Here is a 23,079-nt window from a genome sequence, read left to right on the forward strand (position 1 = left end):
GATCAGATCCCCCTGATGTTCCAGTATTGGTCCAGGTCTTTGTCGCCACGGCCGGACAGGCAGACCACAAATCGGCTGCCTGGCGAAAAGTCCTTGCAGCACTTCATGGCCAGCGCGAGGGCGTGGGCCGATTCGAACGCCGGGATGATGCCTTCGAGAAGGGACAACTGTTCGAAGGCATCGAGCGCTTCCGCATCGCTGATCGCCACGAACGACGCACGTCCCGTTTCCTGCAACGCCACGAGTTCAGGGCCGACGCCCGGGTAATCGAGTCCGGCCGCCACGGAATGGGTATTCGTGATCTGTCCTTCCTGATTCTGCAAGAACAGCGAGCGCATCCCGTGGAAGACACCTACCGATCCTTTGGTGAGCGTTGCGGCGTGCCTGTCCGTGCCGTCTGCGATACCGCCGGGTTCCGCGCCAAAAAGCGCCACCTCGGTATCGTGCTCGAATCCGGAGAACAGCCCGACCGCATTGCTGCCGCCACCGATGCAGGCGAAGACCGCCGAGGGGGGCCGGGGATCCAGGCACAACAGTTGATTACGTGCTTCCTTGCCGATCACCGATTGGAAATACTTGATCATCGAGGGATAGGGGTACGGTCCGGCTGCCGTTCCAAAGCAGTGATAGGTGCTTCCCACGTTGGTAATCCAATCCCGCATGGCCTCGTTGATCGCATCCTTCAGCGTTGCGCCGCCAGCTTCGACCGGATGTACCCTGGCGCCGAAGAGTTCCATGCGCTTGACGTTTTGCTGCTGGCGCTGGATGTCGAGCGCGCCCATGTATACCTCCACCGCCATGCCGAGCTTGGCGCCAGTCATCGCCGTTGCCACGCCATGTTGCCCGGCGCCCGTTTCCGCGATGATGCGGCTCTTCCCCATCCGCTTTGCCAGAAGCAATTGCCCTAGCGTGCTGTTCGTCTTGTGGGCGCCACCGTGAAGCAGATCTTCGCGCTTCAGGTAGAAATGCTGCCCAAATTTTTCGGATAGCCTTTCCGCATAGGTCAATGGCGTCTCCCGGCCAGCGAAGGTTGTCATTAACCGCCAGAGCTCGCCGAGAAACAAGGGGTCGCGACGCGCGCCGTCGAAGGCCTCTTGCACTTCCTGCAGGACGCTCACCAGGCTCTCGGAAATGAACGAGCCGCCGAACGCTCCGGGTCCAAAGTACTTGCGCAGTTCCACATTGACAAACATCGTTCTCTCCCTGAAGAAGGCGTCCAACGCCGGTCAGAATTGGCTTCGACTCGCGCAAGACGAGCCATAGGCCCGAAACAGCTTTCACGGTCTTTTGGGGGAGAACGGGTGCCCTTGCTGCGTGCTGAATGACGTTTTCGCAGAGGGCCACGCGCGATCAGGTCGGGACATCCAACGCACGAGCACGAGGAGCCGGGACGGCGGCAACGTGCAATGAGTTCGGCGTGCCTTCGAAGTGCCGGGTGCAAGTGTCTGAAGCGTAGGCGATGAGTCGGCGTCGCCGTTATAGGACGAGTACCAAACTTGGGTGAGGAAATTTCCGCTTTTTCTCGTGGCACGTAACGGAAGGCAGGTGCTTGTCCTTCGGGGCGATGAACTCGTTGCCTTTGATCCGGAATGCTTGCTCTTGCGGTCCGGCCGGTTGCCTCGTTTGCGGTTGATGTGTCTCCCCTGCGGTTTCTTCCTTGACTTTATTACTTACGATATATATCTTAAGATATTTTTTCAGATACCAAGGAGCCGCTGCCATGCGTCACCATTTCTCGAAGGGCCTGATGGGCCACCACATGCTTGCCCGACTGTCTTCTCATTTCGCCTCGCACGCCGAGGGTTTCTTTGGCCACCACGCCATCGGCCGCCACCGCCACGGCGGCGGGCCCGGTGGTTTCTTCGGCGGCGGCGGGGACGGCTTCGACGGCGAGGGCGATACCTGGCGCCGCGGCCGCAAGTTCAGCGCCGACGACCTGCAACTGCTGCTGCTGTCGCTGCTGGAGGAAAAGCCCAGCCACGGCTACGAGCTCATCAAGGAACTGGAGACGCGCACCAACGGTTTCTACAAGCCCAGCCCGGGCATGGTGTATCCGGCGCTGACCTTCCTCGAGGAGGTCGGTTATGCCACCGTGGACAGCGAGGGCAACAAGAAGCGCTACCAGCTTGCCGGGCCGGGCCGCGCGCACCTGGATGCCAACCGCGAGCGGCTGGCGCTGATGCTCAACAAGCTCAAGCACGTGGCGCGCAAGATGGAGTGGGTGCGGCGCGCGCTGTCGGGCTCGGGCGACAACCCCGGCGATAACCCCGCCGACGATGCCGAGGCGCGCGGCGGCTGGCTGCCGGAGTTCGTCGAGGCGCGCATGGCGCTCAAGCGCGCGCTGCTGATGCGCACGGATGCCGCGCCGGACGAGCAGCGGCGCATCGCGGCCATCCTCGCGCGGGCCGTCGCGGAGATCGAGGCCGGTCCCGGCGCGGCGGGCGCGTGATGCTGATCGCGCGCATGACGCAAGTCAGCCAGCCGGACGCCAGCCAGCCGGGCGTGAACCAGCCAGACGTCAACCAACCGGACCCCATATCGATGACCACCCGAGACCTTACCGTTCAACGTGTCCGCCATGCCCTCAAGATGCGCCTGCTGCAGGTGGTGCGCACGCGGCAGGTGTCGCCGCAGCTGCTGCGCGTGACGCTGGCCGGCGACGACCTGAAGGACTTCGTTTCCGCTTCCTTCGACGATCACGTCAAGGTGTTCTTCCCCGCGCCCGGGCAGCCCAGGCCGGCATTGCCGGAAGTCGGCCCCAACGGCCCGGTGTTCGCCGAAGGCGCGCCGCGGCCGGCCGCGCGCGACTACACGCCGCGCCGCCATGACCCCGTGGCCGGCGAGCTCGACCTGGAGTTCGTGCTGCACGGCGACGGCCCCGCCTCGACCTGGGCGGCGCAGGCCGCGCCGGGCCAGTACCTGGGCGTGGGCGGGCCGCGCGGCTCCTTCGTGATTCCGGACGGTTTCGACTGGCACCTGCTGGTGGGCGACGAGACCGCGCTGCCCGCCATCGGCCGGCGCCTGGAAGAACTGCCGGCCGGCGCGCAGGCGCTGGTGGTGGTGGCGGTGGACAACGCCGCGGCCGAGATCCCGCTGCCGAGCCGCGCCAGTGTCGAGGTCCGCTGGCAGCACCGCGACGGCGCGCCGGCCGGCGACGCCACGCTGCTCGAGCGGGCGCTGCGCGCCATCACGCTGCCGCGCGGCGAGGGCTACGTCTGGGCCGCCGGGGAGGGCGCGGCGATCCGCGCGGTGCGCCAGTACCTGGTGAGCGAGCGCGGCATCGATAAGAGCCGCATCCGCGCGTCGAGCTACTGGAAAGCGGGCGCGGCCGCCGTGCACGAGACGATCGACGACTGACGCGGCGGGTTGTCCGGGGCGCCGTGCGGTTTTACAATGCAACCGCTTCGCCGCGGGAGCCGCCATCGTCTGGGGCGGGCCACGCCGCGCGCCGCATCCCGCGGCGCGGCACCGGCGGCGTGTGAAAGGAGTGGCGCGATGGTGCGGCGAACCAGCCTGGAAGGTGCCGAGTGTCCGGTGGCGCGTTCGCTCGACGCGATCGGCGACTGGTGGTCGCTGCTGATCGTGCGCGACGCCTTCGACGGCCTGCGCCGCTTCAGCGAATTCCAGCGCAACCTCGGGCTGGCCAGGAACATCCTGGCCGACCGGCTGCGCACGCTGCTCGCGCACGGCATCCTGGAGCAGGCGCCGGCCTCCGACGGCAGCGCCTACCAGGAATACGTGCTGACGCCGCGCGGCCGCGCGCTGTTCCCGGTGGTGGTGGGGCTGCGCCAGTGGGGCGAGGCCTTTTTCTACGCGCCCGGCGAGGCGCATTCCGTGCTGGTGGATACCGCGGACGGCCAGCCGGTGCCGCCGCTCGAGGTGCGCGCCGCCGACGGCCGCCTGCTGGGGCCGGACGACGCGGTGGTGCGCAAGGTGCGCGAGGTGCGCAAAGTGGACGAGCTGGCCGCGCGCTAGCCGCGGCATGCGCCGCATGCGGATGCGCGCCGCCGCGTTGCGAAAATCCTTGGACGCCGCGCGGGTTCGCCGCTAAGATCTTTCCCGTTCGGCCGCAAACAACGGCCGGCAGCGTCGCTCGGACGGTTCCGGGCGCTTACGTTCAAGGAAAAACATGTCCGCCTCCGCAGGCAAGCGCCGTTTCGCGCGCATCGATCGTCTCCCCCCGTACGTCTTCAATATCACCGCCGAGCTGAAAATGGCGGCGCGCCGCCGTGGCGAAGACATCATCGACATGAGCATGGGCAACCCGGACGGCGCCACGCCGCCGCACATCGTCGCCAAGCTCACGGAGGCCGCGCAGCGGCCCGACACCCACGGCTACTCGGCTTCCAAGGGCATTCCGCGCCTGCGCCGCGCCATCTCGCACTGGTATCGCGAGCGCTACGGCGTGGAGATCGACCCGGACACCGAGGCCATCGTCACCATCGGCTCCAAGGAGGGCCTGGCGCACCTGATGCTGGCCACGCTGGACCGCGGCGACACCGTGCTGGTGCCGGACCCGAGCTATCCCATCCACATCTACGGCGCGGTGATCGCCGGCGCCGACATCCGCTCGGTGCCGCTGGTGCCGGGCGTGGACTTCTTCGCCGAGCTGGAGCGCGCCATCCGCGGCAGCTACCCGAAGCCGAAGATGATCGTGCTGGGCTTCCCTTCGAACCCCACCGCGCAATGCGTGGAGCTGGACTTCTTCGAGCGCGTGATCGCGCTGGCGCGCAAGCACGACATCTTCGTGGTGCACGACCTGGCCTACGCCGACATCGTGTTCGACGGCTGGAAAGCGCCGTCGATCATGCAGGTGCCGGGCGCCAAGGACATCGCGGTGGAGTTCTTCACGCTGTCCAAGAGCTACAACATGGCGGGCTGGCGCATCGGCTTCATGGTCGGCAACCCGGAGTTGGTGGCGGCGCTCACGCGCATCAAGAGCTATCACGACTACGGCACCTTCACGCCGCTGCAGGTGGCGGCCATCGCCGCGCTCGAAGGCGACCAGCAGTGCGTGAAAGAAATCGCCGCGCACTACCAGGCGCGCCGCGACGTGCTGGCGCGCGGGCTGATCGAGTCCGGCTGGCCGGTGGAGATTCCCAAGGCTGCGATGTACATCTGGGCGCGCATTCCCGAGCCGTACCGCGCGCTGGGCTCGCTGGAGTTCTCCAAGCAGCTGCTGGCCAAGGCCAAGGTCTGCGTGTCGCCGGGCATCGGCTTCGGCGACTATGGCGACGAGTACGTGCGCTTCGCGCTGATCGAGAACGAAGGGCGCATCCGCCAGGCCGTGCGCGGCATCAAGGCGATGTTCCGCGCCGACGGGCTGGTCAAGGTGCCCGTGGACGAGCACGCGGCGCACGGCCACGCGGCCAAGGCGCGCACTTAGGCTGGAGCGGGCCGGGTCGGCAGTTGCCGGCTCCGGGCCGGCGGCAGAGTCAGCTTGCCGCTTGTGTTCGCCCCTCTCCCATTGCATGGGCGAGGGGCGCGAACCGTCGGCGCCGCCGGCGAATTCGGATTTGCCGGCACCGGGTCTGCCGGCGATCCGGCGCCGGCCGCGCCGGCCTTGGCTTCACTTTCCCTTTCCTCTTTCCCTTCTTCCTCCTCTTCTTCGCGCACGCTCCGGCACCATCGCCGTGCGCGCATGCCTTCTGGCGGTGCATTCCTGCCGGTCCGTCACACGCGGCCGGCAGCGCGCGGCGGCGGCCCGCCGCCCGCGCAAAGCCCCGTCCTTCCTAGGTAAAAACGCCGATAGGCGTGCGTGCGCGCCGGGTGGCATAAATGTTGCGACTGAAACTGCAATCTGATCGTATCGCAGTGCGATATGAAGAGAGTGCAAGATTCGAGTGCAAGATCACAGGCCGCGCCGCACCGGGCGCCGGCCCCCACGCCTGAGAGGCCCGCATGCAAAGAGGTTCCCCGCTGTTCACCCCGGCCCTGCCGTTCATGAATGCACCCGCGGCGCGCGAGCGCCCGGCGCTGCCGCCGCTGGCCACGGTCATCGGCATTCCGTTCGATTGCGGCTCGCATGCGTTCCGCATCGGCGCGCGGCAGGGCCCGGACGCCATCCGCGAGCAGGCGCGCCTGCTGCGCCCCTACGACGTGGCGCCCGCCGGCGAGACCGACAACGCGTTCGACTTCCTGCGCCTGACCGACCTGGGCAACGTGGCGTGCACGCCGGGCGATGTCGAAGCCTCGTTCCCGCGGATCGAGGCGGCCATCGAGCAGGTGCAGCGCACCGGCGCGATGACGGTCACGATGGGCGGCGACGGCGCGGTCAGCCTGCCGCAGATGCGCGCCGTGGCGCGCCACCATCCGGACCTCGTGGTGCTGCATTTCGATTCGCACACCGACACCTACGACATCGGCGGCTACAACACCGCCACCACCTTCACGCGCGCGGCCGAGGAGAAGCTGGTCGACCCCGCCAACAGCTTCCACGTGGGCACGCGCGGCCTCACCTTCATGCCGGGCGTGATCCCGTTCGGCCGCTCGGTGGGCTACAACGTGGTGCCGTTCGGCGAGTTCGCGCCGCGCCAGGAAGAGGTGCTGGTGCGCATCCGCGAGCAGGTGGGCGACCGCCCGGTCTACCTGTGCTTCGACATGGACCTGTTCGACCCGTCCTGCGCGCCCGGCGTGTGCACGCCCGAGTGGGGCGGCCTGACCGCGCGCGAGGGGCTGAGCCTGCTGCGCGCGCTGCGCGGGCTGAACTTCGTCGCCTTCGACGTCAACACCGTCTCGCCGCCGCACGACGTGGGCGGCATGACGGCCTTCCTCGCCGCCACCGTGATGCAGGAGTTCCTCTGCCTCGCCGCGGAGACGGTGCGCGTGTTTCCGCAGCGCTTCGCGCACCTGATGCGCTGATTTTTTGCCGCTGATTTTTGCCGATCTGTTCCGCCATCCCCCATCGCACCACCCGGAGAAACGACATGAAACTGACCGCAGCCATCACCGCCGTCGCGCTGTGCGCCGCCGCCTGGTCGGGCCTCGCGCAGGCCCGCACGCTGGACGAGATCAAGGCCAGCAAGACCATCAACATCGTCACCACCGCGGCCAGCCCGCCGCACGGCTTCATGGACCCCGCCAGCGGCACGCTCAAGGGCGTGATGGTCGAGGTCGCGCAGGGCGTGGGCAAGCGCCTGGGCGTGGAAGTCAAGCTTAGCGACGTGCCGTTCGCCGGCCTGATTCCCACGCTGACCTCGGGCCGCGCCGACCTGATGTCCGCGCCGCTGTTCATCACCGAGGAACGCGCCAAGGCGGTGTCGTTCTCCACGCCGATCTACGGCTGGGGCGAGGGCGTGGTGGTCAGCGACAAGGCCGCCAGGAAGTACACCCGCTTCGACGACCTCAAGGGCGCCAAGGTCGGCGCGCTGGTCGACAGCGTGCAGTTCGCCATGATGAAGGACCTGCCGGGCACGCAGGTCTCGACCTACCAGGACTACCCCACGCTGCTGACCGACGTGCGCGTCGGCCGCGTCGACCTGGGCATCGTCGATCCGCCCAGCATCGCGTACCAGATCAAGTCCAAGGGCATCCCCGGCGTGCGTCTCGACGACAGCTACAAGCCGGTCAAGCGCTGGCTGGTCGGCATGGCGGTGCAGAAGGACAACGCCGCGCTGCTGGCCGCGGTCAACGCCGCGCTGCAGGACATGGAAAAGAGCGGCGAGATCGAAGCCATTCTCGGCCGCTGGGGCATCGGCGGGCTGTCCGGCAACGTCGCCGCCAAGTAGCAGGCATGCCGGGGCGCCCGCGCGCGGGCCGTCCCGGGTTTTTTGAATCGACTGGAGTTCGACCGTGGACCTGGCCACCCTGAAGATGTACCTGTTCCCGCTCGCCGAGGGTGCGAGCGCGACGATCGCCCTGTTTTTCCCCACCGCTTTCCTCGCGGTGGCGCTGGGCCTCGTCGTGTGTTTCTGCCGCATGTCCTCCAACGGGCTGGTGCGCGGCGTGGCCAAGGGCTACATCGAAATCATCCGCGGCACGCCGCTGCTGGTGCAACTGTTCTTCATCTACTACGGCATGCCCGAGATCGGCATCGTGCTGCCCGGCTTCGTGGCCGGCGTGATCGGGCTGACCATCAATCTGTCCGCCTACCTGGCGGAACTGTTCCGCGGCGGCATCCAGTCCGTCGACGCGGGCCAATACGAGGCGGCGCGCGCGCTCGGCCTGACCCGGCTGCAGCGGCTGCGCGCGGTGATCCTGCCGCAGGCCGGCCGCATGATCTTCCCGGCGCTGGGCAACTATGCGCTGGTGCTGGTCAAGGAAAGCTCGCTGGTGGCCGTGATCAGCGTCTACGAGCTGATGCGCGCGGGCGAGATGCTGGCCGGCGCGACCTTCAAGTCGCTGCTGGTGTACAGCCTCGTGGGCGCGGTCTATTTCCTGCTGTGCAGCGTGGTGTCCGGCGCGTTCCGCTGGGGCGAGCGGCGCCTTGCGGTGCCCGGCTACTGGGACGGCGCGGCCGGCCACGATCATCTGTCCAAGGCATGAGGCGAACCGACATGAACACGACGCAGGCCGGCGCGGATGCCGGCAACGAGATCATCCGCATGACCAACGTCTCCAAGTGGTACGGCGACTTCAAGGTGCTCGACGACGTGTCGCTGCAGGTGCGCGCCGGCGAGAAGGTGATCCTGTGCGGGCCGTCGGGCTCGGGCAAGTCCACCACCATCCGCCTGATCAACCGGCTGGAGGAACACCAGGAAGGCGAGATCGTGGTCGACGGCATGGCCATGAGCGCGGGCATGGGCAACATCGAGCGCATCCGCGCCGAGGTCGGCATGGTGTTCCAGCATTTCAACCTGTTCCCGCACCTGAGCGTGCTGGAGAACTGCACGCTCGCGCCGATGATGGTGAGGAAGGTGCCCCGGCGCGAGGCCGAGGCGCGCGCGATGCGCTACCTGGAGCGCGTCAAGATTCCGCAGCACGCGGCCAAGTATCCGGGCCAGTTGTCCGGCGGGCAAAAGCAGCGCGTGGCGATCGCGCGCAGCCTGTGCATGGAACCGCGGATCATGCTGTTCGACGAGCCCACGTCGGCGCTCGACCCGGAGATGGTCAAGGAAGTGCTGGACACCATGATCTCGCTGGCCGACGACGGCATGACCATGATCTGCGTCACGCACGAGATGGGTTTCGCGCGGCAGGTCGGCGACCGCGTGATCTTCATGGACAAGGGGCGCGTGGTCGAATCGGCGGCGCCGGAGGACTTCTTCCGCGCGCCCGCCACGGCGCGCGCGCGCGAATTCCTCGGCCAGATCCTGCACGGCTAGCAGTCCGCCGGCGGCGTATCCATTAACATGCGGAGTTTTCCTTGTCAGCCAAGCCTGCCATGACAGACCCAAACAGCCCGGACGAGTCGCCCGAGGCATCGCGCCTGTTCGTCACCTCGCTCGCCCGCGGCCTGAACGTGCTGACCGCCTTCTGGGAAGGCAAGCCGTCGATGAACCTGGCGGAGCTGGCCGACGCCACCGGCATGACCAAGAGCGCGATCCAGCGCTTCACGCATACGCTGCTGGCGGTCGGCTACCTCAAGAAGGACCCGCTCACCAAGGAATACGCGCTGGCGCCGCGCACGCTCGAAGTGGGGCTGCGCTACCTGCAGACCAGCGCGCTGCTGAACTCGGCCACGCCGTATCTCCACGCGCTGGTGCGCACCTGCGAGGAAACCACCACGCTGTCCGAGCGCGACGGCCTGCACATGACGTACATCTCGCGCTTTCCCACGCACAAGGAGATGTTCGTCAACATGCCGCTCGGCATGCGCATCCCCATGTACTGCACCGCCGGCGGGCGCGCCATCATGTCGCACCTGGACCCGAAGGAAGTGACCGAGATCCTGGAGCAGAGCGAGCGGGTGGCCTACACGCCCACCACGCTGACGCGCATCGCCGAGATCCGCAGCGCGGTCGCGCAGGCGCGCGAGGACGGCTTCGCCTCGACCAACGGCGAGTACTACACCGGCGACATCACGGTCAGCGCGGCCATCCTCGGGCCGAGCGGGCAGCCGCTCGGCGCGGTGAACGTGTCGGCGCCGTCGAGCCGCTGGTCGTTCGAGGAAGCGTGCGCCGGGCTGGGGCCGCAGGTGGTCGCCGCCGCGCGCGCGATCGGCTCCAGCAGCGCGGTCCGGCAGTTGCGCCGCCGCGGCAAAGCCGGCGGCGCGTAGGCGGCGGGGGGCTTTACCCCAGCGCCGCCAGCGGATGGGCAGCGGGTGGCCACGGGCTGTCGAAGAAGGACTGCACCGAGGCCTCGCCGACCGCCTCCGGCGCCTGCACGCGCCAGCGCGGCGCGTTGTCCTTGTCCACGATCAGCGCGCGCACGCCCTCGATGAAATCGCCCTGCGTGAACGCGCGCGAGACCACGCCGAGCTCCATGCGGAAGCAGCTTGCCAGGTCGAGCTCCCGGCCGCGCAGCAGCAGCGCGCGCGTGACCGCCGTCATCAGCGGCGAGCGCTTGCGCAGGATGCCGAGCGTGTCGGCGGCCCACTGCGCGTAGCGCGGATCGGTTTCCGCCGCCAGCGAGGCGAACAGGCCGGCCACGCCGGCGTCGGCATGGAAGTGCCTACGCACGGCGGGCAGCACCGGCTGCAACGGCGCCTGCCCGGCCGTGGCCGCCGCGGCGTCGGCGGGCGGCTGCAAGGCCGCGCGCAGGTCGGCCAGCGGGTCGCCGCTCCAGCGGATGGCGGCCAGGGTCTGGTCCAGGTCGTCCAGGCGCGCGGCCGGCACGGCAATATCGGCCAGTCCGCACAGCAGCGCGTCGGCCGCGCCCAGCGTCACGCCGGTCAGCCCCACGTAGAGCGACAGCGCCAGCGGCAGCCGGCCGAGGAAGAAGCTCGCCCCCACGTCCGGCACCAGGCCGATGCCGGTCTCGGGCATGGCCACGCGCGCGCGCTCCGTGACCACGCGCAGGCGCGCGGCCTGCGCCAGGCCCATGCCGCCGCCCATCACGATGCCGTCCATCAGCGCCACCACCGGCTTGGGATAGCGGTGCAGGCGGTAGTCCAGCCGGTATTCGTCGACGAAGAACTGGCGGTGCAGCGGCGTGCCGGCGTGGAAACTGTCGTACAGCGCGCGGATGTCGCCGCCGGCGCAGAAGGCCTTGCCGCCGGCGCCGCGCAGCAGCACCGCGCGGATGTCCGGCTGCGTGGCCCAGGCCGCCAGCCGCGCGTCGAGCGCGCCGATCATGGGGTAGGACAGGGCGTTGAGCTGGCGCGGGCGGTCCAGCGTGGCCACGCCCACGCCGTTGATCTCTTCGAAGCGCACTTCGGCCGCCGCTTGCGCGGCGCTGCCGGCGTCGTCCGGGTTCAGGCGCATGGCGTGTTCCTCAGGCATTGCGCCATTGCGGCGCGCGTTTTTGCAGGAAGGCGTTGACGCCCTCGCGCTGGTCCTCGCCGTCGAACAGGTCGACGAAGCGCTCGCGCTCCAGCGCCAGCGCGGGGCCGCGCGGCACGCCCTGGCGCGCCAGGTGGACCAGCTGCTTGCTGTAGGCGGCCGCGCGCGGGCTGACGTTGCAGGCGCGCCCGGCCAGCCTGAGCGCCGCGTCGAGCGCCTGCCCGGCGGGCACCACTTCCTCGACCAGGCCGATGCGCAGCGCGGTGGCGGCATCGACGCGCTCGCCGGCGAGGATCATGCGCTTGGCCCAGCCTTCGCCGACCAGCCACGGCAGCGTCTGCGTGCCGCAGCCGCACGGCAGCAGGCCCACGCCGGCTTCGGGCAGCGCCATCTGCGCCTGCTCCTCGGCGATGCGCACGTCGCACGCCAGCGCGCATTCCAGCCCGCCGCCCATCGCATAGCCGTTGATGGCGGCGATCACCAGCGCCCGCGCGTTCTGCAGCGCCCCGAAGGCGGCGCCGAAGCGCTGCGCCATCATGCGCGCATGGGCGCGGTCGCCCTCGGCGAAGCCGTTGAGGTCGGCGCCGGCGCTGAAGAACTTGCCGCCGTCGCCGGTGATGACGATGGCGCGCACGCGCGCGTCGGCATCGAGCGCGCCGACCAGCGCGCGCAGCTGTTCCAGCCCCTCGGCGGTGAAGGCGTTGGCGGGCGGGCGCTTGAGGGTGAGGCGGGCCACGTGCCCGTCGATGACGTGCTCGATCATGCCGCGCGCTCCGTGTCCAGGTAGCGGCGGATCACGCCGGAGAAGTCGAGCTGGCCGTCGCCGGCCTGGCTCATGGCCTGGTAGACCTGCTGCGCCAGCGCGCCGAGGAACAGCGGCTGGCGCACGCCGCGCGCCGCGTCGGCGGCCAGGCCGAGGTCCTTGAGCATCAGGTCCGCGCCGAAGCCGCCGGTATAACCGCGCGAGGCCGGCGCGGTCTCGATCACGCCCGGGTACGGATTGCAGGTATCGGCCGCCCAGCAGCGCCCGGTGGAGGTGTTGACGATGCCCGCCAGCACGTTGGCGTCGATGCCCAGCCGCACGCCCAGCGCCATCGCCTCCGACACGCCGATCATCGAGATGCCGAGGATCAGGTTGTTGCAGATCTTGGCGACCTGCCCGGTGCCGGTGTCGCCGCAGCTCACCACGTTGCGGCCCATGCCGGCCAGCACCGGCCGGATGCGCTCGAACAGGTCGGGCGGCGCGCCCACCATGAAGGTCAGCGTGCCGGCCTGTGCGCCGCCGGTGCCGCCCGAGACCGGCGCGTCGGCCATCGGGTTGCCGCGCTTGCCGGCTTCCACCGCCAGCGCCCGGATGGTGGCCGGGTCGATGGTGCTCGAATCCACCAGCGGCACGCCCGGCCGCACGCCGGCCAGCACGCCGTCCTGGTCCAGGTAGGCCGCGCGCACGTGGGCCGCGGCGGGCAGCATGGTGATGACGAAGTCCGCCGTGGCGGCGGCCTCGCGCGCCGACTGCGCCACCGTTGCGCCATCGGCCCGCAGCGAGGCGAGCGCGGTGGGGTTGAGGTCGAACACGGTCAGGCCGTGGCCCGCCTTGAGCAGGTTGCGGGCCATCGGCGCGCCCATGTTGCCGAGGCCGATGAAGGCGATATGCATGTGTGCTCCTTGGTGGTGGCGCCGTTCAGCGCAGGCTGATGGTGGTATTCACCCCGTCGTTTACCGTCGCGTCGTCGAACCAGCGCGCCGTGACGGTCTTGGTCTGGGTGTAGAACTGCACCACCTGCTTGCCGTAGGGGCCGAGGTCGCCGAGCTTGGAGCCGCGCGAGCCGGTGAAGCTGAAATAAGGCACCGGCACCGGAATCGGGATGTTGATGCCGACCTGGCCCACGTCGATCTCGCTCTGGAACTTGCGCGCCGCGGCGCCGCTCTGCGTGAACACGCCGGTGCCGTTGCCGAACGGGTTGCGGTTGACCAGCGCGATGGCTTCGTCGAGCGTGTCCACGCCGATCACCACCAGCACCGGGCCGAAGATTTCCTGCGTGTAGATCGACATCTCCGTGGTCACGTCGGCGAACACGGTCGGGCCGACGAAGTTGCCGTCGGGATAGCCCGGCACCTGCACGCCGCGCCCGTCCAGCAGCAGGGTGGCGCCTTCGCGCACGCCGGCGTCGATCAGGCCGGTCACGCGCTGCTTCGCCGCCACCGAGACCACCGGGCAGACGTCGGTGCCGGGCTCGTGGCCGGCGCCGACCTTGAGCGTGGCGGCCTTGGCCACCAGTTCGGGCAGCCAGTCGCGCGCCGCGCCGACCAGCACCGCCACCGAGGTCGCCATGCAGCGCTGCCCGGCCGCGCCGAAGGCGGCGCCGGCCAGCGCGTTGAGGGTATGCTCGCGGTGCGCGTCGGGCAGCACCACGGCGTGGTTCTTGGCGCCCATCATCGACTGCACGCGCTTGCCGTGCGCGCCGGCCAGCTCGTACACGTGGGTGCCGACCGCGGTGGAGCCGACGAACGAGACCGCCTTGACGTCCGGGTGCGTGCACAGGGCGTCGACCACCTCGCGCGCGCCGTGCACCAGGTTCAGCACGCCCGCCGGCACGCCGGCTTCCAGCGCCAGCTTGACCAGCTCCACGGTGGACAGCGGGTCCTGCTCGGACGGCTTGAGCACGAAGGTGTTGCCGCACACGATGGCCATCGGGAACATCCACAGCGGGATCATGGCCGGGAAGTTGAACGGCGTGATGCCGGCGCATACGCCGATGGGCTGCTGCAGCGTGTAGGTGTCGACCGTGGCAGCCACGTTCTCGGCGAAGCCGCCTTGCTGCAGCGTGCCGATCGAGCAGGCGTGCTCCACCACTTCGAGGCCGCGGAAGATGTCGCCCTCGGCGTCGGCCAGGGTCTTGCCCTGCTCGGCGGTGAGGATGGCGGCGATGCGCTTGCTGTGCTCGCGGATCAGCGCCTGGTAGCGCAGCATGATGCGCAGGCGCGCGCCCAGCGGCGTGTGGCGCCAGGTGGCGAAGGCGCGCTGCGCGGCGCCGACCGCGGCATCGACCTCGGCCGGCGTGGCCAGCGGCACGCGCGCCAGCACCGCCTGCGTGGCCGGGTTGACCACGGTGCGGAACTCGGTGGCGGCGGACTCCACCCACTCGCCGTTGATCAGCAGCTTGACGGCGGGCGCTGCGGCGGCCGTGTTTGCGGATTGGGCACTCATCTTGTCTCCGTCGGTTCTGGTTTCTGGTTTCTGAATGTGGGATGCGGGTACTGCGCGGCTCAAAGGCTGCGCGCGATCAGCATGCGCTGGATCTCGCTGGTGCCTTCGTAGATCTGGGTGATGCGCGCGTCGCGGTAGTGGCGCTCGACCGGGTAGTCTTCCAGGTAGCCGTAGCCGCCGTGGATCTGCAGCGCCTTGGAGCACACGCGCTCGGCCAGCTCGGAGGCATAGAGCTTGGCCTGCGAGGCCTCGGACAGGCACGGCAGGCCGGCGGTGCGCATGCGCGCGGCGCGGTGCACCAGCAGGCGCGCGGCGTTGAGCTCGGTGGCCATGTCGGCTAGCATGTTGGCGATGGGCGGATGCTCGCGCAGCGCGCGGCCGAACTGCACGCGCTCGGCGGCGTAGCGGCAGGCCGCCTCGAAGGCCGAGCGCGCGATGCCGAGCGCCTGCGCGGCGATGCCGATGCGCCCGCCCTCCAGGTTGGACAGCGCGATGCGCAGGCCCTCGCCGGGCTCGCCGAGCAGGGCATCGCGCGGCACGCGGCAGTCTTCCAGCGTGATGGCGCAGGTGTCCGAGGCGCGGATGCCAAGCTTGCGCTCGGGCGCGTGCACGATGAAGCCGGGCGTGTCGGTGGGCACCACGAAGGCCGACAGCCCGCGCTTGCCCTGCGCCGGCTCGGTGACGGCGAACACGATGGCCACGCCGGCGCGCTGGCCGTTGGTGACGAACTGCTTGCTGCCGTCGAGCACCCAGCCGTCCTCGGTCTCGCGCGCGCGGGTGCGCAGGTTGTGCGCCTCGGAGCCGGCCTGCGGCTCGGTCAGGCAGAACGCGCCGATGATCTCGCCGGCGGCCAGCGCGGGCAGGTAGCGCGTCTTCTGCGCCTCGCTGCCGTAGTGCAGGATCGGCCCGCAGCCGACCGAGTTGTGCACGCTCATCAGCGTGGCGCAGGCCGCGCAGCCCGCGGCGATCTCCTCGATGGCCAGCGCGTAGGCCACGTAGTCGGTATAGGTGCCGCCCCATTCCTCCGGCACGATCATGCCGAGCAGGCCGAGCGCGCCCATCTCCGCCACCACCTCGGGCGGCAGGTGGCCGGCGCGGTCCCAGGCCGCCGCGCGCGGCGCGAGGCGCTCGCTGGCGAAGGCGCGCGCGGCGTCGCGGATCATGGCTTGCTGTTCGGTGAATTCGTGTTGCATGGGCGGATCGCGGTGAGGATGGCGTGGCGCCGGCGGCGGGGAGGGGCGTGCCGGCAAGGGGCGTTGGCAGCAGTGTAGGAAGACGCCCGGGGCGGCGGTATGCCAGAATCCGCCAGATTTGCTGAACTCGTTTGCCAGTCTCCTGGCCCGTCCACGCCCGTCATGCCAATGGAAAAACACAGCGTCGCCATCTGCTTCGTCCATCACGCCATCGGCGGGCTGCGCGCGCGCGGCATCGCGCCGGAGCCGGTGCTGCAGGCCGCCGGCATCGCGCCGGCGCTGCTGTCGGTGCCGCAGGCGCGCGTGTCGGCGGCCTGCTACAGCGTCCTGTGGATGGAGGTGGCGGCCGCGCTCGACGATGAATTCTTCGGCCAGGATTCGCGCCGCATGAAGCGCGGCAGCTTCGCCATGCTGTGCCACGCGGTGGCGGGCAGCAAGACGCTGGCGCAGGGGCTGGAGCGGGTGGCGCGCTATTTCGGGCTGCTGCTCGACGACATCGGCGTGCGCCTGGTGCGCGAGGGCGAGGCGGCCGGCGCCGCGCTGGCCGCGCCGCGGGACGGGCATGAGCGTGAGCACGAACGCGGGCACGAGCGTGGGCAGGAACGCGCGGCGCTGGTGCTGACGGCGCCCTCGGGCCGCGCGCCGGGCGTGTTCGCGCAGGAGACCATGCTCATCATGCTGCATGGCCTGATGAGCTGGCTGCTGCGCCGCCGCGTGCCGGTGCTGCTGGCCGCGTTCAGCTATGCCGAGCCGCCCTACGCGGCCGAGTACCGCCGCATGTACTCGCGCCACCTCGCGTTCGGCCAGCCCGCCACGGCACTGGTGTTCGACGCGCGCTGGCTGGCGCAGCCGGTGCACCAGGACGAGCGCAGCCTCAAGGCCTTCCTGCGCGAGGCGCCGCACAACGTGGTGGTCAAGTACAGCGACCGCGCCAGCGTCATGGCGCGCGTGCGGCGCCAGCTGCGGGCCCAGCCGCCGGAGCGCTGGCCGACCTTCGAGCAGCTCGCGCAGGGGCTGCACATGTCGGCGTCGTCGCTGCGGCGGCGGCTGATGGAGGAGGGCGGCACCTACCAGCAGATCAAGGACGAGATGCGGCGCGACCTCGCCATCGAGGCGCTCAGCCATTCCAGCCGCTCGCTGGCGGAGATCGCGGCCGGGCTCGGCTTTGCCGAGCCGGGCGCGTTCCACCGCGCGTTCCGGCGCTGGACCGGGCTGCGCCCCGGCGCTTACCGCGCCACCAGCGCCACCAGCGCCACCAGCCACGCCGGCGCGCGCGCGTAGCCGCGCGCATGCCGGCGGGCGAAGTCGGCTACAATCGCGCCATGCTTCGCGCAGAACGCCCATCCTTCTTCCGGGGAGCGCTGCTGCTGCTGCTTTTCGCACTGCAACTGCTCGCCCCGCTGCTGCATGGCCACGTCGGAACCCCCAAGCTCCACGGCCTGCACGTACACACAGCGCTGCAAGGTGAGGTTGGTTCTTATTCTCCCTCCGATTCTCATCCCGCCGCCGGGCCGTCCGGCGCGCATGCCGACGGCGCGCTGAGCGCGGTCGAGCCGCTCGAGGTCGACGTCCAGACCGCCATCGGGCCGGTTGCCTTTTCCCTCCACGTGCAGGCCGCCGACATGATCGTCGGCATGGTCTTCGCGTTCCTGCTGTGCGCCGCGCCGCCACGGCAGGCACCGCGGCGCATGCGGTGGCGCGAACGCGCGCCGCAGCGCTGGCGCGGCGGCGACAGCCGGCCGCCGCCCGCGCACGCCCCTCCCTTCGCCAACTGATTCCCCGCCGGCCACGCCGGCGGAGCATGTCCCCGTGCGCGCGGCCGAGCCCGGCCGCGCGCCGGGGCGTCTTATCCTGCTTCGGAGTCAGGCATGTTTTCCCATCGTTTCCTTTGCGCCGGCGCGCTGATCGCCTCGGCGCTGCTTCCCGTCGGCATGGCGCGCGCGCAGGCGCTGGCCTTGTCGGCCTCCCAGGCGCAGTCGCTCGGCGTGCGCTTCGCCCCGGTCGCCGGCGCGGCCGAGATCGAGCTCGGCGCCAGCGGGCGCGTGGTGCTGCGGCCCGACGCGCAGTACGTGGTGGCCGCGCCCTATGCGGGCATGGTCTCACGCGTGCTGGTCGCGATCGGCCAGCCGGTGCGCGCCGGCCAGCCGCTGGCGGCCTTCGCCAGCCCGCAACTGTTCGAGGCCGGGCGCGCGCTGGCCGAGGCGCGCTCGCAGGCCAGCCTGGCGCGGCAGGCGCTGGCGCGCGACCGCGGCCTGCACGACGACGGCATCATCGCGGGCAGCCGCTGGCAGGCCACGCAGGCGCGCGCCGGTGAGGCCGCCGCCACGGTGCGCGCGCGCGAGGCCGAGATGGCCGCCGCGGGCATCGTGTTCGCGGGCGGCGCGGGCGAGCCGCAGCTGGTGGCCGGCCGCGCCGGGCTGATCGCCGAGGTGAATGCCGTGCCGGGCCAGCGCGTGGACGGCGCGGCGCCGCTATTCCGCATCGTCGATCCGGCCGCGCTGGAACTGGACCTGCTGGTCGGCCGCGACCTGCCGGCGCCGGTCGGCGGCGAGCGCGTGGAGGTGCGCGAGCGCGGCGCGGCCGGGCGCGTGGCCGGGGTGGTGCCGGTCGCCGACGGCACCGCCGCGGTGCGCGTGCGGGCCGTGCTCGACCGGCGCGGCAGCCTGCAGGCCGGCGAGAGCGTGAACGTGGTCGTGTACCTGCGCGGCGCGCCCGGCGGCGACGCCCGCGTGCGCGTGCCGGCCGGCGCGCTGACCTACTGGCGCGGCGCGCCCGGCGTGTTCGTGGCGACCGCGGCCGGCGTGCGCTACCAGCGCGTGGCGGTCGAGGCCGCCGACGACACCACGGCCACCGTGCGCGGCGCGCTGCCGGCCGGCGCCCGGGTGGCGGTCGCCGGCGTGGCCGCGCTCAAGGGCATGCTGGCGGGAGGCGAATGATGCTGGCCGGCCTGATCGAATTTTCCCTGCGCCAGCGGGTGCTGGTGCTGATTGCCGCGTGCGCGCTGGCCGCCGCCGGGGCATGGGCCTACCTGCAGTTGCCGATCGATGCGTTCCCGGACATTTCGCCGACCCAGGTCAAGGTCATCCTGAAGATCCCCGGCATGACGCCGGAGGAGGTCGAGCAGCGCGTCTCCACGCCGGTCGAGCAGGAACTGCTGGGCATTCCGCACAAGACCATCGTGCGCTCGGTGTCGAAGTACGGCATCAGCGACGTGACGGTCGACTTCGAGGAAGGCGTGGACAGCTACTGGGCGCGCCAGCAGGTCTCGGAGCGGCTCGCCGGCCTGGCGCGCGACCTGCCGCCCAGCGCCATCGGCGGGCTGGCGCCGATCACCACGCCGCTGGGCGAGATGTTCATGTTCACGGTGGAGGGCGACGCCTTCTCGCTGGCCGAGCGCCGCCGCGTGCTGGACTGGGTGATCCGCCCGGCCCTGCGCACGGTGCCCGGCGTGGCCGACGTCAACGCGCTCGGCGGCGAGGTGCGCAGCTACGAAGTGATTCCCGATCCGGCGCGCCTGCGCGCCCGCGCGGTCACGCTGGACCAGTTGCGCCAGGCGCTCGACGCCAACAACCGCAACGACGGCGCGGGCCGCGTGGAGCAGGGCGACGAGAACTGGGTAGTGCGCGTGGAGGGCGGCGCGCGCGGCGTGGCGGACCTGCGGCAGATCGTGGTGGCCGCGCCGGGCGGCGGCGACGCCGGCGGCGGCATGCCGCTCGTGACCGTGGGCGACGTGGCCACCGTGCAGCTCGGCGTGGCCACGCGCAACGGCGCGGTCAGCAAGGACGGCCGCGGCGAGGTGGTGGAAGGGCTGGTGCTGGCCCTGCGCGGCGCCGACGCGCGCCGGCTGGTCGCCGCCGTGCAGGCCCGGCTCGACGAGCTGGCGCCGCAATTGCCGAAGGGCATGTCGACCCGCGTGTTCTACAACCGCGGCGAGCTGGTCACGCGCGCGGCCGGCACCGTGGTGCGCGCGCTGGTCGAGGCCAGCCTGCTGGTGGTGGTGACGCTGTACCTGTTTCTCGGCGGCCTGCGCGCGGCGCTGGTGGTGGCGGTCACGCTGCCGCTGTCGATGCTGGCGACCTTCCTGCTGATGCGCTACGTCGGCCTGACCGCCAACCTGATGAGCCTGGGCGGCCTGGCGATCGCGCTGGGCATGCTGGTGGACGCGGCGGTGGTGGTGGTGGAGAACATCGAGTCGGCGCTGGCGCGCTCGCACGACCACAAGAGCGATCCCGCGCTGCGCGGCGCGGTGATCCGCCACGCCGTGGCCAGCGTGGCGGCGCCGGTGCTGGCCGGGGTGTCGATCATCGCCATCGTGTTCCTGCCGCTGCTGTCGCTGCAGGGGCTGGAGGGCAAGCTGTTCGGGCCGGTGGCGCTGACCATCGTGCTGGCGCTGGCGTCCTCGGTGGTGATCGCCTTCACGGTGGTGCCGGCGCTGGCCTCGCTGCTGCTGCGCCCGCACGCGGGCACGATGCCGTACCTGATGCGCAAGGTGGCGGCCGGCTTCGCGCGCCTGCAGGACGGCAGCGCGCGCCATCCGCGCGCGGTGTTCGCCGCGGCCGGCGTGGCGCTGGCGCTGGCCGCCGCGCTCTATGTGTCGGTGGGCAAGACCTTCATGCCGACGATGGACGAGGGCGACCTGATCGTGCAGCTGCAGAAGGCGCCGTCGGTCTCGCTGGCCGCCGCGGTGGACCTGGACCTGCGCGTGCAGCGGGCGCTGCTGGCCGAGGTGCCGGAGATCCGCTCGATCGTCGCGCGCTCCGGCTCCGACGACCTGGGCCTCGACCCGATGGGGCTCAACGAGACCGACACCTTCCTCGTGCTGCGGCCCAAGAGCGAGTGGCGCGGCAGCAAGGACGACATCGCCGCCGCCATCCGCGCCGTGATGGCGCGCTTTCCGGGCGTGGTCTATGGCTTCACCCAGCCCATCGAGATGCGCGTCTCGGAGATGCTGACCGGCACGCGCGGCGATGTGGCGATCAAGGTCTTCGGCAACGAGCTCGGCGCGATCGACGCCGCCGCGCAGGCGATCGCCGCGCGCGTGCGCAAGATCCCCGGCGCCGCCGAGGTGATCGCGCCGGGCAACGAGGGCGTGCAGTACCTCACGCTGGCGCTGGACCGCGCCGCCGTGGGCCGCGCCGGGTTCTCGGGCGATGCGCTGCAGGCGCTGCTGCGCGCGCAGGTGGAGGGCGAGCGCGTCGGCATCGTGCCCGAGGGCACCATCCGCACGCCGCTGATCCTGCGCGGCGGCGAGAGCCTGCGGCAGACGCCCGAGCGCTTCACCGCCCTGCAGGTGACGGCGCCGGACGGCAAGCCCTGGCCGCTCACCTCGCTGGCGCGGGTGCGGCGGGTGGACGGGCCGGTGCGCATCAACCACGAGGACGGCGGCCGCTTCGCCGTGATCCAGGTCAGCGTGGAAGGGCGCGACCTGACCGGCTTCGTGCAGGAGGCGCGCGCCGCGGTGGCCGGCCTGCCCGCTCTGCAAGGCATGTCCAAAGGGCTGCGGGTGGTGTGGGGCGGGCAGTTCGAGAACCAGCAGCGCGCCGCCGCGCGGCTCGCGGTGGTGGTGCCGCTCGCGCTCGGCGCGATCTTCCTGCTGCTGATGCTGACCTTCCGCTCGGTGCGCCAGGCGGCGCTGGTGATCGTCAACATCCCGTTCGCGCTGGTGGGCGGCATCGCCGCGCTGCGGGCGGCGGGCGAGTACCTCTCGGTGCCGGCCTCGGTCGGCTTCATCGCGCTGCTCGGCATCGCCGTGCTCAACGGCGTGGTGCTGGTCTCGCATTTCAACACGCTGCTCGAAGCCGGGCATCCCGTGGACGAGGCCGTGCGCACCGGCGTGCGCGACCGCCTGCGGCCGGTGCTGATGACCGCCTGCATCACCGCGCTGGGGATGATCCCGCTGCTGCTGGCCAGCGGCCCCGGCTCGGAGATCCAGCGCCCGCTGGCCATCGTGGTCTCGGGCGGGCTGGTCAGTTCCACGGCATTGACGCTGCTGTTGCTGCCGCTGCTGTTCAAGCGCTTTGGCGTGACGCGCCAGCGCCGCGGGCGGCATGACCCCATGACACAAGGAGAGGCGCAATGAACCGCGCAGGCAAGAGGGCCATGAGCGCGGCGCTGGCCGCCGCCGTGGCCGGCATGATCGGCGCCGCGAGGGCGCAGGCCGTGCCGCAGGCGGAGGCGGGCGTGCTGCCCGCCGAGGCGGCGGTGCGCGACACGGTGGGCCAGTCGCCCGAGGTGCGCATGGCCGAGGCCGGCCGCGATGCGGCGCAGGCGCGCGCCGCCGGCATCCGCGCCGGCACCGCCGAGGCCGTGGTGCGCGCCACCGGGCAGGGCCGGCAGGCGCGCGCGCCGTCCGAGCGGCATGCCGAGGGGCAACTGACGCTGGAGCGGCCGCTGCGGCTGTGGGGCAAGTCCGAGGCCGACGGCGCGCTGGCGGACGCCACCGTGCAGAGCGGCCAGCTCGCGCTCATGGATGCGCGCCACGAGGTCTCGCGGCAGATCCTGGCGCTGTGGTTCGGCGCGCTGCGTGCGCAGCAGGCCAGGCTGGTGGCCCAGGGCAACGACGACCTCGCCGCGGAACTGGCCGCCGTGACCGCGCGGCGCGTGCAGGCCGGCGACGCCGCGCGCATGGACCACGAGCTCTCGCTGGCCGAGCGCGCCCGCACTGCCGCCATGCTGGCCAGCGCCCGCGCGGCGGAAGCGGTGGCGCAGGCGGCGCTGCGCGCGCGCTTTCCGGGGCTGGGCGTGCCCGGCGGCCTGCCGGCCGGCATCGGCCCGCAAGGCTTGCCGGATGAACCGGCCGAGGCGCTGCGCACGCACTACGTGGAGGACAGCCATGAGTTCCGGCTGGCCCTGTCCGAGGAAGCGCAGGCCCAGCGGCAGGCGTACCGCGCCGACCTGGAGCGCAAGCCCGATCCGACCGTGGGCGTGTTCGTCGCGGTCGAGCGCGGCGGCGCCGAGCGCATCGCCGGGGTGAGCGTGAGCATGCCGCTGGGCTCCGCGCACCGGCGCTCGGCGGCGCTGGCCGCGGCGGCGGACGCGCAGGCCGCGGCGCAGCGCCGGCTGGTGGCGGAGCGCCGCATCGGCGCCGAGTTCGATGCGCTGTACCAGGGTCTGGCCGGCAAGCGCGCCGCCGCCGTGGCGCTGGCGCAGGCGCTGGCGCTGCAGCGCAGCGCTGCCGAGCGCACCGGGCGCGCGTACAAGGCGGGCGAGTCGGGCCTGGGCGAGCTGCTGATGGTCCGGCGCACGCTGGCCGACACCACGCTGGCCGAGCGCACGGCGCTGGTCGACGCGCTCGAGGCCGACAGCCGGCTGCGGCTGGACCTGCACCGCATGTGGGACTTCGACGAGTAGCCGGCGG

At 71.2% G+C, this 23,079-nt stretch carries 20 protein-coding genes; 14 read left to right on the top strand and 6 right to left on the bottom strand.

Translation table 11 applies throughout. The features are described from left to right. Positions 1-2: 2 nt before the first annotated feature. Positions 3-1,193 (bottom strand): tryptophan synthase subunit beta, encoded by a 1,191-nt coding sequence (gene trpB / locus AC3WXD_RS02150; protein WP_492322932.1) that lies wholly within the window; start codon positions 1,191-1,193, stop codon positions 3-5. A 527-nt stretch (positions 1,194-1,720) separates the two neighbouring features. Here trpB and AC3WXD_RS02155 point away from each other — a divergent pair. The 9 genes from AC3WXD_RS02155 to AC3WXD_RS02195 all read left to right on the top strand — a co-directional run bounded on the left by AC3WXD_RS02155 (position 1,721) and on the right by AC3WXD_RS02195 (position 10,156). Then, positions 1,721-2,449 carry a PadR family transcriptional regulator gene (locus AC3WXD_RS02155; protein WP_492322933.1) on the top strand — a complete coding sequence of 243 codons (729 nt, stop codon included), beginning with the start codon at positions 1,721-1,723 and terminating at the stop codon, positions 2,447-2,449. Between the two features lie 92 nt (positions 2,450-2,541). Continuing rightward, entirely contained in the window at positions 2,542-3,357 is an 816-nt protein-coding gene (locus AC3WXD_RS02160) for a siderophore-interacting protein (RefSeq protein WP_059411892.1), read from the top strand. Between the two features lie 138 nt (positions 3,358-3,495). Beyond that, entirely contained in the window at positions 3,496-3,975 is a 480-nt protein-coding gene (locus AC3WXD_RS02165) for a winged helix-turn-helix transcriptional regulator (RefSeq protein ID WP_020204962.1), read from the top strand. A gap of 154 nt (positions 3,976-4,129) precedes the next feature. Continuing rightward, positions 4,130-5,386, top strand: a complete 1,257-nt coding sequence (gene alaC / locus AC3WXD_RS02170; RefSeq protein ID WP_020204961.1) for an alanine transaminase — start codon at positions 4,130-4,132, stop codon at positions 5,384-5,386. A 557-nt stretch (positions 5,387-5,943) separates the two neighbouring features. After that, positions 5,944-6,861, top strand: coding sequence for an arginase family protein (locus AC3WXD_RS02175; protein WP_492323348.1), 918 nt, complete (start codon positions 5,944-5,946; stop codon positions 6,859-6,861). Positions 6,862-6,926: 65 nt separating this feature from the next. Then, complete coding sequence (locus AC3WXD_RS02180) at positions 6,927-7,727, top strand: ABC transporter substrate-binding protein (protein WP_020204959.1); 801 nt, start codon at positions 6,927-6,929, stop codon at positions 7,725-7,727. Positions 7,728-7,791: 64 nt separating this feature from the next. Further along, positions 7,792-8,484, top strand: coding sequence for an amino acid ABC transporter permease (locus AC3WXD_RS02185; RefSeq protein ID WP_020204958.1), 693 nt, complete (start codon positions 7,792-7,794; stop codon positions 8,482-8,484). Between the two features lie 11 nt (positions 8,485-8,495). Beyond that, positions 8,496-9,263, top strand: coding sequence for an amino acid ABC transporter ATP-binding protein (locus AC3WXD_RS02190; protein ID WP_197090342.1), 768 nt, complete (start codon positions 8,496-8,498; stop codon positions 9,261-9,263). A 59-nt stretch (positions 9,264-9,322) separates the two neighbouring features. Further along, the gene (locus tag AC3WXD_RS02195; RefSeq protein WP_059411815.1) at positions 9,323-10,156 is read left to right on the top strand and encodes an IclR family transcriptional regulator; all 834 of its coding nucleotides are present in this window, start codon (positions 9,323-9,325) and stop codon (positions 10,154-10,156) included. Positions 10,157-10,169: 13 nt separating this feature from the next. Here AC3WXD_RS02195 and AC3WXD_RS02200 read toward each other — a convergent pair whose 3' ends face one another. Genes AC3WXD_RS02200 through AC3WXD_RS02220 form a run of 5 tightly spaced genes read right to left on the bottom strand, consistent with a single transcriptional unit; the run spans position 10,170 to position 15,722 of the window. Next, positions 10,170-11,303: an enoyl-CoA hydratase/isomerase family protein gene (locus AC3WXD_RS02200; protein WP_492323349.1), complete on the bottom strand. Its 1,134-nt coding sequence runs from the start codon at positions 11,301-11,303 to the stop codon at positions 10,170-10,172. A gap of 10 nt (positions 11,304-11,313) precedes the next feature. Then, the gene (locus tag AC3WXD_RS02205) at positions 11,314-12,084 is read right to left on the bottom strand and encodes an enoyl-CoA hydratase (protein ID WP_492322934.1); all 771 of its coding nucleotides are present in this window, start codon (positions 12,082-12,084) and stop codon (positions 11,314-11,316) included. After that, positions 12,081-12,977, bottom strand: coding sequence for a 3-hydroxyisobutyrate dehydrogenase (gene mmsB / locus AC3WXD_RS02210; protein ID WP_492322935.1), 897 nt, complete (start codon positions 12,975-12,977; stop codon positions 12,081-12,083). Before mmsB ends, AC3WXD_RS02205 begins: the two co-directional genes overlap by 4 nt. 25 nt (positions 12,978-13,002) lie before the next feature. Next, positions 13,003-14,529, bottom strand: a complete 1,527-nt coding sequence (locus AC3WXD_RS02215; protein ID WP_059411813.1) for a CoA-acylating methylmalonate-semialdehyde dehydrogenase — start codon at positions 14,527-14,529, stop codon at positions 13,003-13,005. 59 nt (positions 14,530-14,588) lie between these two features. Next, positions 14,589-15,722 (bottom strand): acyl-CoA dehydrogenase family protein, encoded by a 1,134-nt coding sequence (locus tag AC3WXD_RS02220; RefSeq protein ID WP_492322936.1) that lies wholly within the window; start codon positions 15,720-15,722, stop codon positions 14,589-14,591. Between the two features lie 168 nt (positions 15,723-15,890). Here AC3WXD_RS02220 and AC3WXD_RS02225 point away from each other — a divergent pair, with 168 nt between their 5' ends. The 5 genes from AC3WXD_RS02225 to AC3WXD_RS02245 all read left to right on the top strand — a co-directional run bounded on the left by AC3WXD_RS02225 (position 15,891) and on the right by AC3WXD_RS02245 (position 23,072). Beyond that, a complete protein-coding gene (locus tag AC3WXD_RS02225; RefSeq protein WP_492322937.1) occupies positions 15,891-17,003 on the top strand; it encodes an AraC family transcriptional regulator in 1,113 nt (370 codons plus the stop codon). Positions 17,004-17,011: 8 nt separating this feature from the next. Then, positions 17,012-17,497 carry a hypothetical protein gene (locus tag AC3WXD_RS02230; protein WP_052165978.1) on the top strand — a complete coding sequence of 162 codons (486 nt, stop codon included), beginning with the start codon at positions 17,012-17,014 and terminating at the stop codon, positions 17,495-17,497. Between the two features lie 93 nt (positions 17,498-17,590). After that, a complete protein-coding gene (locus AC3WXD_RS02235; protein ID WP_020204947.1) occupies positions 17,591-18,658 on the top strand; it encodes an efflux RND transporter periplasmic adaptor subunit in 1,068 nt (355 codons plus the stop codon). Beyond that, entirely contained in the window at positions 18,658-21,801 is a 3,144-nt protein-coding gene (locus AC3WXD_RS02240) for an efflux RND transporter permease subunit (RefSeq protein WP_492323350.1), read from the top strand. Before AC3WXD_RS02235 ends, AC3WXD_RS02240 begins: the two co-directional genes overlap by 1 nt. After that, positions 21,798-23,072, top strand: a complete 1,275-nt coding sequence (locus AC3WXD_RS02245; RefSeq protein ID WP_020204945.1) for a TolC family protein — start codon at positions 21,798-21,800, stop codon at positions 23,070-23,072. Before AC3WXD_RS02240 ends, AC3WXD_RS02245 begins: the two co-directional genes overlap by 4 nt. Positions 23,073-23,079: the final 7 nt, after the last annotated feature.

Source organism: Cupriavidus sp. FW216-B1, assembly GCF_058789195.1.